Source organism: Pseudomonas sp. VA159-2, from assembly GCF_024126635.1.
Classification (GTDB): domain Bacteria; phylum Pseudomonadota; class Gammaproteobacteria; order Pseudomonadales; family Pseudomonadaceae; genus Aquipseudomonas; species Aquipseudomonas muyukensis.
This window is the reverse complement of record NZ_JAMYBV010000021.1, coordinates 60,634-74,450: the sequence shown is the minus strand read 5'-3', so window position 1 is coordinate 74,450 and position 13,817 is coordinate 60,634. Positions and strand designations below refer to the sequence as shown.

4 protein-coding genes are annotated in these 13,817 nt (G+C 60.2%); all 4 read right to left on the bottom strand.

The window, feature by feature from the left end:
* Positions 1-259 precede the first annotated feature (259 nt).
* On the bottom strand, positions 260-688 hold the full coding sequence (locus NJG22_RS18890) for a hypothetical protein (protein ID WP_253096608.1): 429 nt from the start codon (positions 686-688) through the stop codon (positions 260-262).
* Positions 689-1,134: 446 nt separating this feature from the next.
* Positions 1,135-1,578, bottom strand: coding sequence for a hypothetical protein (locus NJG22_RS18885; RefSeq protein ID WP_253096606.1), 444 nt, complete (start codon positions 1,576-1,578; stop codon positions 1,135-1,137).
* A gap of 36 nt (positions 1,579-1,614) precedes the next feature.
* The gene (locus NJG22_RS18880) at positions 1,615-2,307 is read right to left on the bottom strand and encodes a transposase (RefSeq protein WP_253096604.1); all 693 of its coding nucleotides are present in this window, start codon (positions 2,305-2,307) and stop codon (positions 1,615-1,617) included.
* 1,385 nt (positions 2,308-3,692) lie between these two features.
* Positions 3,693-13,763 carry a DUF637 domain-containing protein gene (locus NJG22_RS18875; protein WP_253096601.1) on the bottom strand — a complete coding sequence of 3,357 codons (10,071 nt, stop codon included), beginning with the start codon at positions 13,761-13,763 and terminating at the stop codon, positions 3,693-3,695.
* Positions 13,764-13,817 lie beyond the last annotated feature (54 nt).

Sequence of the window (13,817 nt, the reverse complement as noted above, 5' to 3'; positions counted from 1 at the left end):
AGTGGTTGGGTACATGGCAACCTCCAAGATAGCGATATAAGTATCGCTTCTTGGCGTCCGTTGTCACGGGACAGGCCCAAGATTTATTTTTCCCACTCTAATCTCGACCTACCTACATGATGGCTAGACCTCTTCGCCGCCAGGAACCAACGTTAAAGTAGCAAAAATAAATCTGCCCCCTTTCTCCCGCCTTTTCAATTTTCGGCCATGTACTTTCTCAACATAATTTGAAGCCATACCTGCACAGGAAAACCTCTCCTCACATTTCACACATGGATCTTATATCTTCCAATTTAGCAGCACCTTTCTGATCATCGAAGTACAAACAACCGTCATCATATACAACCCTCCCTCCCCCACCCACACCCACACTATACGAAACTGCAAGAGCGAGATTCCTTCCTTCGCCAACGCCACCTGAAATATGCGCAATAAATGGCATACCAAACTCGTCCTCTTCCAGCAAACAGTCATCTGCACTCAAGAACGTCACCCAGCAACAGACATTTCTTTCATGATCAAAAATATAGATCATGTTCGAGAGCAAGTCAGATGCACCAACCAAATTAACACCAACCGTAACTCTATTAACCACAAACCCTAAAGCAGACAAAGCCTCTTGAAGCCAGTTTTTTAACTCTTCAAATTCAGGTACACGCGTCACAGGGACAAATAAACTTGCTGCCACCACTGCCACCCCTTATGCTGGAAAACCCTACCAGCCGATACATTCAGCCAGCCATCCTGAGCTTTAATATAAACATTTGAGACCGTTCCTTCCCCCACAACATTAGATACCGGAGAGCCAAGCCGGAAATAGTCAATCATTTTCTCCATCGAGACGCCTGTTTTCGAAGCATCAACATAAACAAAAACGAAAAAAAGGGGGCAGATTTATTTCCCCTACTCTAATCCCCGCCCACCTACATGACAGCTAGCTCCCTTCGCTGCCAGGAGCCGGAATTAGAGTAGGAAAAATAAATCCGTCCCCTTTTCCTGGACAACCGATCAAGCAAAACTACCAGCTCGTTATTTTTAACTCTCGAAATAGTCATAACCACTCCCCTTCCCCCTGTAAAAATAAATCCATCCCCTTTCCCCTCTATTAAGTCCATTACTCAACGCCACCAGACCTTAACTTATAAATAATAGATTTTTGATCCACATCTCTAAACACCAATGTGCCGGAAAATAATACGCCATCAAACTAACCGCATCAGAACTATTCGTCCTCGCCCTCATTAGCTCTTTCAAAACCAACGAAGCACTTAGTCGGCGCGAAAATAAACGACCTACAAACTGCCTTATAGTATTACTCCCCCCACATTCCAAAAGCTCCCTCATCAACTGCACCTGCTGCCGCTCTGCCAAATGCACTCGTGCGGCGACAGCAGCAGCGAGGCGAACATTAAAAACTATCAGATCACGAATAATTTGTAATTTTTCATTCTCTGAAATCAATCTAACTTCGCAACACAGCTCATTTTCGTCACACGCATTCCTATTGATCGACAACCTGGCAATCAGCTCTTCAACTTGCTTACTCCTCGACTGCCCATTCATATTCCGTTCACTCATACATTTTCGGAAGAAAAGGGGACAGATTTATTTTCTCTACTCTAATTTTTGCCTACCCTGCCTCCGTCGCTCAATACGTTTTCCAGTGATCTGCGCAATCTCGTCCACGAATCGGCTACTACCCGTCAGTTGTCCTCGCTGAATAGCCTCTCGAATCAGACTAAGCTCTTCTTCCGATATCGCCTCCCTCACAAACTCGGCGTAGCGCTTGTGCCGGAGCTCTTCAGTTACCCCAAATGTTTCAAACAAGGGATTATCATCAAGCCAATTCTGCCGTTTCGCAGCCCCCATTCTGACCGAATAACTCGACCAAGGATAATCCCCAGCCTCAGCCGTCATCCTCGCCCGGACTGGGTTCAATTCGATGTAGCGGCAACAAGCCAACAGGTAGGTGTCAGACTGCACAATGCTGGATTTAAAACGACTTTCCCACAATGTACCGGAACGGCCCTCTAGTCGATTACGATAGCGCGTCGCGCGCGCCGCCAGCGTCTTCATCAGCTGGCTAAGTCCTGCGCAAGCATCATCGGGAACCAACAATAGATGCACATGGTTGGTCATCAAGCAGTACGCATAGACGTTCACTCCAAAGGCATCCTTCAACTCTCGGAGGTCGGCTAAGTAGCGTTGAAAGTCCGTATCTTGCGCAAACACAACCTGTCGATTGTGACCCCGATGGACAATATGATGCGGATAGTGTGGCAGCAGTACTCGTCCAACTCTAGGCATGACGGCATCCTCCTTGGATCACCTTGACGACTGATGAATCAGGAGAATGACATGACTGCTCACCCCCTTCGACCCCACGAGGGCCGATATTAGAGTAGGAAAAATAAACCTGTCCCCTTTTCCCTTTCCCAAGCCTTCTTTCCCTCGCTACTTACCCCTAAACGGATCAAACAAAATACTCTCCCCAAGCACCCTTGCCTCCAAAGCAAGAGTATCCAAAGAACAAAATAACTCATCCGCCCCCTGTTGCTCTTGACATATCTTTCAACTCAAGCCGCAACCGATCCAACTGATCGCCAGAGTACAACCCATAATCATCAAGACACAGCTCCGAGAGCAATGGATAATTTTTAGAATCCGCATTTATAAGCATTGAAATGGCGTCTTTAGGAATTTCAATTACCTTAAGCACTCCATCCCCCCCCGCAGCGGACCTTTCCTTACTCCACAACAGAGCACAGTACATTCAGAATGTTTTCCCTGGAAAAGCGTTCACAAGATTACCTTTATGATCAGTAATTATTGTCATAATGCTCGTTTGCTTACCTCCAGTCTTCGCGTCCACACCAATCACTCTATTCATATCGACAGTCCTGATGTAATTCCCTGTAGTAGGCGACCTATAAGCTGGCGTTTTCACAACCACTGGCTCCTGCAGGACCGCCCTTAGCTCTTCTTCGAAAAAAGGGGACCGAAAAAAGGGGACAGATTTATTTTCCCCACTCTAATCTCGGCCTACCTACATGACAGCTAGATCCCTTCGCTGCCAGGAGCTGGAATTAGAGTAGGAAAAATAAATCTGTCCCCTTTTCGCTTCTTTTCGCTTCTTTTAGCTTGTCCCCTTTTCGGTCCCTTTTCGGTCCCCTTTTCGCTCAAGCATACTCCAAGCCACTACCCTTACTCCCATCACCATTTCTGACGTTAACTCGAGTTGCAATTACACCTTCAGTTGCCTTAACAGTGGATGTAGGTATGGGAGCACAGGGCTCCGTGTTATGAACCCACGTCCTAAGATCCCCCACATAGAACGTATGCCCTACATCTACCGTCAGGTTAAACGTCTTCCCAACCGGCTTATACAACCGCGCCGAGACCACCCGAGTCGACGTCCCTTCGCCCCACGTTCGAGAATCACTTCAGCATTTACTTCCCACCACCCCATTTAAAATATGAAGCAAGGCATATCCCAAACCAGACAGGGACCGCATAGGCTAGAAACCCAGGAAACACGCCGGAAATATCAGTCCAGCCAAAATGCCACGTGTCATATTTAAAATACAGGGCTATAGCCCCTAAAAAATTTGATACGACCCCTCCAAAGAAAAACAAAACAATCAAATAGAATAAAAATAGTACATAAGCTTGAAACCTCGACTTGGGCTTCATTACTTGCTTTCTCCCATTGATCCTATTTTACCACCTGTAGCTTCGGAAATCTGAGAACCCAAAGAGGCACCTACAACTTCGGAATTACTTCCGAGATAGGGCTTCAATTTACCAGTTACGACTTGTCCAGTTTTCAAGCCCACAGCACCGCCAATGGCCGCACCTAAAACTGGATACATTGAACTATCACCTTTAATCAAACCCCCTAAGAATGCCCCTCCCGTGCCTGCACCAATAGTGAATACGACCCCACGACCTTGAGTTGCACCACCCACAGTGGTAGCAATGGCGGCATCCACATAACTAAAAGGTTTATCCGAGGTCAGTTGATAGCTGATGTTAGCACCACCGCCAATGACACCGCCCATCGCTGCGCCGGCAAGTCCTGCTGGAGGCGATATAGCCGTGCCCAACACAGCCGGAGTGTACACCCAACCAGCTACATAATCATGACCTGGGCCTTTGTACCCATCGCTTCTAGCCAAGGACTGGAGCGCATCAGAAATCTGGTGGGGTGTCTTGCCTTGCTCAGCCATATATGTTCCTAAGCTAGCAGCTTCTGCTCCCCAATTTCCCCCTGGATGTAAAAAGTCATTATAGCGCTGAGCGTTTCCAGCCACCCAACTGGCGGTTTCAAGGTTCCCATTACCCAGGGCCCCTGCCAAAACCCCAATAATCTGGGCGGTCGCCACCTTGAACTGGTCGTCCGTAGCAAACCGTGAATCGAGATACTCGCCTAGACCTGCACTTGTAGCCGCCGTGAGACCCTGCGCTGCAGCACCTGCCAGTGCCCCTGTTTTGAAGTTTCCTCCCTTGGCGGATGACAGCGCTCCACCCAAGACTGCGTGCATTAGGATTTTTTGTGCAGAGCCAGGACTGACGTTGAGATAATCAGCTAAATCGCCGACCTGTTTATTACCGAAGGCCGCCGCCAAATCCAGTCCTTCAGACACAGCAGCAGCTCCAAGATTATCTTTGAAGCTGCCTCCATTTATCGCTGTGTTCACACTGCCAGCGACCAAAGCATGTGTGCTGCTACGAAGGATGTTCTGGCTGACTGAATTCCAATCCAACATACCAGAGCTATACCCTGGATTATTAATGCCATTGGCACTCAGAACCAACGGGGCATCAGGATTCCACCCCGCAACTGCTGTGTCTATTCCACTCAAAATTCCGCTTGTCACCATCTGCGTAGCGTATCCCTTTATGGCCTTGCTGCTGGTTGCCGCTGTTAGGCCAGCACCGATGTCTCCACCACCGTTTATGGTTCCTACGGCAAAGTTACTGGCCATGGCACCTGCAAGAGGACCAAGGTAGACGCTCGTGACAATCGAAATAATCAGGGCGGGTGCTGCTCCCAGTCCTGAGTTTTTGTAATCCCAGCTGTCGTGAATTTCTTTTACTACTCGCCAATCCACTTTTCCGCTGGCCTCGGCCTGCTTGATCCACGCCAGTTGGGGTTCTGCTCGGACCATTGCATCAATCGTTTGGCTGACAGTGTTTTGGTCAATTTGCTTAATATCAATATTTATTTTGCCAGCGGCCCGAATCGCCAACTCCCCCTGGGTTACCATCAAGGTCTGGCGCAGCGTCTCATCCGTACTTCCCTTACCTTTGGCGCTGGTCCACGCCAGGTCCGATTTGCTCTTCTCGTGACTCTCCTGATGCATGTCCTTGACTGCTTCGAAGGTCACCGAACCGCCGCTATCAATGGTCAGGTCCGCACCGGAGGCGAGCTTCGCGCCCTGGTACAGCTGGTCACCGCCGCTCTCGAGGGTGAGGTCGCCACCACTGGTGACCTCACTCCCCACCGCCTTGACGTCGGTCACTTCATCACGCTGGGTCTTCTTGCTCCCCCAACCACCCTTCTTGTTCATGTCATACAGCGAGTACTGGCTGTCGTTGGCGGCCAGCAGCTCGAGCTTGTCGCCAGCCACCAGGTAGGCTTCGTCGCCGGCGCTGGCCTTGCTCGCCACCATGCGCAGGTCGCGCCCGGCGTCGATGGTCAGGTCGCCGCCGGCCTTCACTTCGGCCGACTGCTGCTCGACGTCGTCCTCCTGGCGCTCGTACTTGGTCTTGCCTTTCTTGCCCTTGGCGTAGCTGTGCTCCTCGTTCGCCGCGGCGGCCAGGGTCACGTCGCGCCCGGCCTGCAGGGCCAGGTCGCGGCGGGCCTCGATCTCGCTGGCGACGATGCTCAGGTCCTGGCCGGCCGTGGCGGTGAGGTCGCCGCCGGCCTTCACCTCGCTGCCGTACTGGGTGATGCTGGTGTCGTAGCCACTGACGCGGCGGCGCTGGTACTCGTGGCTGTCGACACCCTCCTGGCTGGCGATGATCAGGTCACGGCCGGCATCCATGTCGATGTTGCCACCGGCCTGCACGGCGCCGCCGACAATGCCGATGTCCTGCCCCGCCGTGATCGTCAGGTTGTTCGCCGCCTCGATGCGCGCGGCGGTGTCGACCAGGTCCTTGGTCACGTGCTCACCGCCCGCGCTGCCCTCCAGGCGGGTGACGCTGCGTTCGTTGATCACGTCGCCGGTCAACGCGGTGAGGCTCACTTCACGCCCGGCGATGATCCCGCCCTGGGCGTTGCGGATCGACTCGGTGGCCAGCATGTCCAGGCGCCCGCCCGCTTCCATCAACCCGGCGTTGCCGATGTTGCTGGCGCTGACGGCGAGGTTGTTGCTGGCGCGCAAGGTGCCGACGTTGACCAGCTCGCCACCGCTGATCAGGTTGACGTCGCGGCCCTGGATCAACGCGCCGTTAGGGGCCACGCGGCCGTTGGCGTGGGCCAGGTACAGCACCGGGGCGAGCACCTTCTCGCCGTTGACCTCGACCTGCTCCATCCAGACGATGTCGTGGGTCAGCGCCGCCACCTGCTCGGCGCTGAGCGACACGCCCACGCTCAGCGACAGCTTGTCCTTGCTGGCGATGGCGTTGTCCATCAGGTAGCGGAACAGCGTCTCGTCGCTGGTCATGCCGTCGATGTAGCGCTGGCCGGTACGGGCCACCACGGCCTCGCGGATCAGGCGCTGCTCGTAGAGGCCGTCGCCCAGGCGCTTGATGGCCTGGTCCGGCTTGACGTCGAGCTGGCCGAGCATGTAGTCGGAGCTGAGGAACTGCTTGAGGTCGGTCAGGACCGGATTGGTCTCTACCAGGTACTTGTGCGCGACATTCGGCACGCCGCGCTCAGGCACGCCCTGGACCAGCTTGACGCCGGCGGCCAGGCCGCCCAGCGCCACGCCGGAGCCAGCCACGGCGCCCTGCGCCGCAGCCGCGCCGTTGGCGCCAAGCGTCTGCGCGGCACGGCTGTCGGCGCTGGCCGTGCTGGCCAGCGGTGCGATGAAGGTGCCGCTGCCGGCCTGGGTGCGGTCAGCGGTCGCGCCCAGGGCGTCGCCGCTGACGGCGGCCTGGCCGGCCTGGCTGCTGATGCGGAACAGGCCGTTGCTGCCCTGGGGCAGGCTGAAGCTGGGCAGGGTGACCGGGTTGACCTGGCGCTGGGCCAGGTCCGGCGGCAACTGCGGGTTGAGCGCGCGCACCTGGGTCTGGGCCTGGCGCGCATCGGCGGTGGCATCGCCACGGGTATTGATGGTGCCGGCACCGGCCTGGTTGACGCGCACCACGCTGTTGTCGATGCGCTGGGTGGCGTTGATGGTCACCGCGCCGGCCGACTGCACCACCGCCGGGGCGACCACGGCGCCAGCGATCGGCGTCTTGTTGTCGATGACGTTGTAGATGCTGGCATGCGGGTAGCCAGACGCGGCCATGACCTGATCGAGGGTCAGCGAACCGGGGTTCTGGTTGAACTGGTTCTTGGCGTTGATGAACGCGTTGTACTGGCCGCGATCACGGGTGTACATGCTGGCGGTAAGGTTGCGCTGCTCGCCGCCACCGGCGCCCTTGTTCTCGAACACGGCCGTGTTGATGGCGATATCGCCGGCCGCCGAGACACTGCTGTAGTGGTTGCGGAACGCACCACCGGCAAAGTTCAGCTTGCCGCCGGTGGTGATGAAGGCTGTGGGGCTGTCCTGGTCGATGACATCCTGCCAGCTCTCGGTGGCCGAGAAGTACAGCTCGCAGCCCTTGCCTTTGCAGCGGTCGTCGGAATACACGTTGACGTAGCCGGCGAGCAGCTTCTGCTTGGAGCTCAAGTGTTCCTTGCGGTTGAGCAAGGTATCCACCGCCAGGGTCATGCTGCCGGCGCTTTCCATGCTGGCCGAAATATTGTCCAGCAACACGGCGCGGGCGCTGCCGTTGCCGGCCAGGTCCAGGCCGCCGAGGCTGTAGATATCGCCGTAGTAGTTGCTCAGGCTGCCCACGCGCAGGGTCATGTCGTTGCCACTGAACACCAGGCCGCGCTGGTTGCTCAGGTTGTTGGCGGTCAGTGTCACCGCGGCGGCGCCGCCGAGGGTGCCGCGGTTTTCCAGGCTGGCGGCGTTGACCGTGAGGCCATCGAGGGCGGTCAGGCGACCGTCGTTGCTCAGCAGGTTGCGGGCCGTCACCACGCCGCCGGCGCCAGCGGCCAGGCTGGCGCTATTGGCCAGGCGGATATCGGTGGCGCTCAACCCCAGGGTGCCGAGGCTGGTCAGGCGGCCATTGCCGTCGTAGTTGCCGGTGAGGTCCAACTGCAGGCTGCCGTCACTGGCCAGCAGACCATCGTTGCTCCAGTCGCCACCGCGGCCCTTGAAGCTCTCGACCGCCAGCAGCTTGCCGCTGGCCGTCTGCACGAAACGCCCGATGTCCAGCTCCAGGCGCCGGGCCTGCAGCACGCTGCTGTTGGTCCAGCTGGCGGCGCCGATGCTCAGCAGGCCATCGGTATGCAGCACGCCGCCGGCCTGGGTGACCTTGTCAGAGGCCAGGCCGAAGGTGCCAAGGCCGGTGTGCAGCAGTTGCCCGCCGCTGTTGCTCAGGCCACCGATCTGCAGGTCGAGGTCGTGGTTGGCGGTGGCCAGCACGCCGTTGTCGTTGAGCAGGTTGCCCGCGATGATGAAACGGCTGGTGCCGGTCTTGCCGAGCGCGCGCAGGTTGCCGGTGCGGTTGTCCAGTTCGCTGGCGCGCAGCAGCAGGTCACCTTCGCTTTCCAGTTGGCCTAGGCCGTTGTACAGGGCGCCGTCCAGGCCGAAGTCGATGCGCCCGGCGCCGATCTTGCCGCTCTGGTTGAACAGTTGCTGGCCCTGCAGGTGCAGCAGCCCGGCGGCATACAGGCCGCCACCGCGGTTGTCGAACTCGGCGCTGACGAGCTGGTTGTCGCCACCCAGGGCCGAGAGATAGCCACCCTGGTTGTTCACCCGGGTGTCGGCCTTGATGTCCACCGATTGCGCCTGGGTGGTGCCGCCACCGTTGTCGAACAGGCCGGCGAAGACGCCCTTGAACAGGCCCTTGGCCGCGCTGAGCATGCCGCTGCCGCCGTTGTCGAGGCTCGCGGCGTGCAGCTCGAGGCCGCCTGCCTGGCTCTCCAGGCGCCCGCCGTGGTTGTTCAACGCCTTGTCCAGGCGCACTTCGATAGCGCCCTGGCTTTTCAGCGTACCGGCCTGGTTGTCCAGGGCATTGGCATGGATGTCGAGCTTGCCGTGTTCGCTGAACAGCAGGCCATCCTGGCCGTTGAGCAGGTCGCCGCCCAGGCGCAGTACCAGGTTCTGCTGGCTGGCCAGGTTACCGCCAAGGCTGTTGTCCAGCGTCGTTGCGTCGACGCGCAACAGGCCGTGGCTGATCAGCTTGCCGCCGTTGTTGGCGACACGGCCGGTGTTGAGCAGCAGGTCGGCGCCACTGACCAGGCGCGCGCCGTCGGTGTTGACCAGGGCCTCGGCCAAGGTCAGCTCAAGCAGCGCGCGGCTGGTCAGCTGGCCCTTGGCGTTTTCCAGGCGCTTGCCTGTGACAGTGATCGCCTGGCCGTTGACCTGCCCGCCCTGGTTGTCGATGACGGTGCCGTCCTGGTCGAACGCCAGGTCGCCGGTGGCGGAAATCAGGCCGCCGCCGCTGTTGTCGAGCTGGTCGCTGACACTGAGGGTGATGGCCTGCTCGGAAGAAACGATGCCCTTACTGTTATGCAGGTTGGCCGCGCTGATCTGCTGGCGACCCTTGCTGACCAGGGCACCCAGTTCGCGGTTGTCGAGGGTACCGGCCAGGGTCACGGTGAGGTCGCCGTCCTTGCTGGACAGGGTGCCTTCGCCGCTGTTGTTCAAATCAACACCCTTGGCCAGCAGGCCCTGGGCGCCGGAGATCAGGCCCTTGGCGCTGTTGTCCAGCAGTGGCGCCTCCACCGTCAGCCGGCCATCGCTGAGGATGCGCCCCTGCTGGTTGTCGATGCGCTGGGCGAGCAGCTGGTAGGATTGCTGGCTGGTGACTTCGCCGGCGCTGTTGTCGAGCTTGCGCAGGTTCTGGATGTTCAGTGGGCCATTGGCGCTGATCAGGCCGCCCTGGTTCTGCAGGTCGCCGCCGTTCAGGTCGAGGTCGAGCTTCTGTTCGCCGATCAGCCGCCCCTGGCGCTGGATCAACGCGCTGACCCGCAGCAGCAGGTCGCCCTTGGCGGAAATTTCACCGCCCTGGCTGGAATCGACCTGCGCCGCCTCCAAGGTCAACGCGCCATCGCTGTGGATGCGGCCGCCGCGCAGCAGGGCATCGGCGCCGTTGCGCAGCTCGCCGGTGGTCAGCTTCATGGCCTGCTTGCTGCTCAGGGCACCGCCACGGTTGTCGAGCTCGCTGCTGTCGACGGTCAGCGCCGCCTGGCTGATGAGCTGGCCGCCTTGATGGTTGTCCAACTGGCCGGTAGTGACGGTCACCCCGGTGTTGCCCGACAACAGGCCGCGCTCGCCGTTGAGCAAGCCGGCGCTGGTCACGGTCAGCCCGCCCACGGCGGACAGGATGCCCTCGTCGTGGTTGTCGAGCTGGCCGTCGATCGTTGCCTTGAGCGCCTGGCCGCTGGCCAGGCTGCCGCCGCTGAAGTTGTCGAGGCTGCCGGCCCCGACCTCGAGGTCGTGGCTGGCCGACAACACCCCCTTCAGGCTGTTGTCGAGGATCCCGGCAATGCGCAGGGTCAAGTCCTGGCTGCTGACCACTCGCCCACCGCGGTTGTCGAGGCGGCTGGCGACCAGGCTGAAACCCTGATTGCTGGAAATCTCGCCCGCGTCACGGTTGTCCACCACACCCATCTGGCGCAACAACAGGCTGCCCGGCGAACGCAGCAGGCCACCGTTGCGGTTCACCAGCCGACCGTGCTGCAGGTCGAGGTCGATGCCGGTTTCACTGACCAGTTGCCCGTGGTCGTTCTGGTCGAGGCCGGTCAGGGTGGCATCGATCTGGCCGGCGGCACTGATGCGGCCGTAATCGTTGTTGTCGAGCTGGGTGGCGACCAGCAGCAGGCTGCCGGCACCGATATTGCCCTTGGCGCTGTTGTCGATGGCGCCGCTGCGCAACTCGGCGTGCCGCTGGGCGCTGATCACGCCGAGGTGGCTGTTGTCCAGGCGAGCGGCCTTGAGCAGCAGCCCGGCGTTGGTCACCAGGGTGCCGCCCTGGTTGTCCAGCAGGTCCTGGCTGGTCAGGTCCAGGGCCGCGTTGGCCGAGACCTTGCCGCCCTGGCGGTTGAGCAGCGTGCCGGTATTCAGGGTGACGCTGGCGTCGCTGACGATCAGGCCGGCGTCGCTGTTGTCCAGCTGGCCGTCCAGGGTCACGTCGATGTGCGTGTGGCTGCTCAGCTTGCCGCCGTTGTTGAGCAGCTCGGTACCGTGCAGGCTCAGGCGGTCATAGCCACTGAGCAGGCCCTTGTTCTGGTTGAGCAGGCGCTGCACGGTGAGGGTCAGGCCACGGTCGCCGATGACCTTGCCGCCCTGGTTGTCCAGCAGTTGGCTGGCATTGAGGATGACCTTGCCGGTGCTGGAGATCTCACCCTGCTGGTTGAGGATGCGCGCCGCGCTGATGTCGGCCACGGCGGTCGCGCCAATCTTGCCGCCCTGCTGGTTGTCGAGGGTGTCGGCGGTAAGCAGCAGGCTGCCCAGGCTGGTCAACCTGCCGCCTTGATGGTTCAACGTTCCCAGGTGGGCCTCGAGGTCGCCCTTGGCGGTGATGTTGCCCAGGCGCTCGTTGTCGACCTTGCCGGCGACCAGCTCGAGGCGGCCGTCGCTCTGCAGGTGGCCGGCATCGCTGTTGGCCAGGCTGGCGACGTCGATACGGGCCTTGCCCTGGGTGGTGGCCACGCCCTTGTCACGGTTGTCGAAATGCCCGCCGGTGACGGTCAGCGAGCGGTCGGCGAGGACCAGGCCGCCGCGGTTGTCGAGGCGCTCGCTGCCATGCAGGGTCAGGTCGCCGAGACTCGACAGCAGGCCGTTGTCGCGGTTGTCCAGGGTCGCCACCTTGATGCCCAGGGTGCCGTCGCTGCGCAGGTTGCCCTTGCCGCTGTTGTCCAGGGCCACGGCCTTGAGGTCGAGCAGGCGCTTGGCCGATACCAGGCCGAGGCGGTTGTCGATGTCGGCGCTGGCGTTGACCAGGACATCGCCGCCAAGCAACTGGCCGCCACCGTTGAGCAGGCCGGCGGTGGTGATGTCCAGGCGGTCGGCGCTGAGCTTGCCGCCGCCCTGGTTGTCCAGCAGCGCATGGGTGGTCAGCTTGGCCTGGCGGTCACTGCCGACCAGGCCTTTGTCACGGTTGTCCAACCGGGTGGCGGTGACCTGCAGGCCGCCCTGGCCCACCAGGCGGCCGCCCCGGTTGTCGAGGTTTGCGCTGACATCCACCACGGCCTGGCCCTTGCCTTGCAGCAGGCCCTGGTCACGGTTGTCGAGGGTGCCGGCATTGACCGTCAGGGTGTCGTCGGCCAGTGCCTGGCCTTTGCGGTTGTCCAGCTGGCCTGCCGTCAAGGTGGTGGCTCGGCCCTTGAAGGTGCCGCCCTGGTTGTCGAGGAGGGTGCTGGCGCTAGCCTCCAGGGTGCGGTTGGCCACCACGCTGCCACGGTTGCGCAGGCTCTGGGCAGTGAGGGTCACATCGCCGTGGGCATTGCGGGTGTTGTCCGGCTCCACGCCAGCTTCGATGATGCCCTGGTTGTCGATTTGCGCGCCGGCCACGGTGATGCTGTCCCTGGCGGCGAGGCTCTGGCCGACGCTCACCTCGTCGCGCACCCGCACGGTGGCGCTGCCGGCCGCGTAAGTCTTGCCGGTCAGCTCGGCGCTCGGCGCGGCGATCTTCAGGTTGCCGGCACTGGAAGTCTGCGCCAGAGTCACCTTGCCGTTGGCGTCCACCTGGATGTCACCGGTGGTGGCGGCCATGTTGCCGGCCAGCTTGACGCCCACGCCCTGTTCGGTGCCGACCAGGCGAATGGTGTTGGCATACATGCCGCCCAGCGCCGCGCTGTCGATGGCCAGCAGTGGTTTGGCGCTGCCGTCCTCGGCACGTGGGGTGGCCTGCAAGGTGTCGGCCTGGACATCGTTGCGCCCGGTGACGATGTTCAACTGCCTGGCATGCAGTTCGGTGTTGAGCTTGGCGCTGCGGGTGATCAGGTCGAACTGGTCGAGGTTGCGGGCATTGAGCGCATCGCCTTCGATGGCGATGTCGCCGCCGTCCACCTGGAAGCGGTCGAGGCGCTCGCCGTCCATGATCGGCTTGCCGGTGGTGAGGGTGGCTCGCGGCGTGTTGATGAAGCCACAGCCCTTGCAGGTGATGCCGTGGGGGTTGGCGACGATGACCCGGGCGGCGTGCCCGGCCACCTCGGTATAGCCTTGCAGGGTACTGCGGTTGCCACCGGTGACCTGGTTGAGGATCACCTGGGCGGCCTGGCCGCGCAGGTTGGGGTTGCCGATGATGATGCCGCCCAGCTGGGTCGATTGGGTCTTGCTGGTGGCGTTGTTGAGGATCAACCCGTTGCTGCCGACGTTGTAGTCGCGGAAGGTGTTGGTCGACAGGCCGCTGCCATTGGGTGTGGCGATATTGACGATCGGCACCCCGTTGCCAGCCTGGTTGATGCTGGTATTGGCCTTGGCCGCCGCATCGACGGTCAGCTGCGCGGCCGTGGCGACGATGGGGTTGAGAAACAGCACACCCGCGACGATCAGGGCGATGCATTGGTTCAGGGGGGTGCGAATATCCATGTCGAACGAACTCCAGGCGCTGCTCGGGCCAGTTGCAGGCGCGCCCCTGACGGC

Coding starts and splice junctions, on each gene's coding strand:
- NJG22_RS18885 (WP_253096606.1), bottom strand. CDS start 1,578: ATGAGTGAACGGAATATGAATGGGCAGTCGAGGAGTAAGCAAGTTGAA.
- NJG22_RS18880 (WP_253096604.1), bottom strand. CDS start 2,307: ATGCCTAGAGTTGGACGAGTACTGCTGCCACACTATCCGCATCATATT.
- NJG22_RS18875 (WP_253096601.1), bottom strand. CDS start 13,763: ATGGATATTCGCACCCCCCTGAACCAATGCATCGCCCTGATCGTCGCG.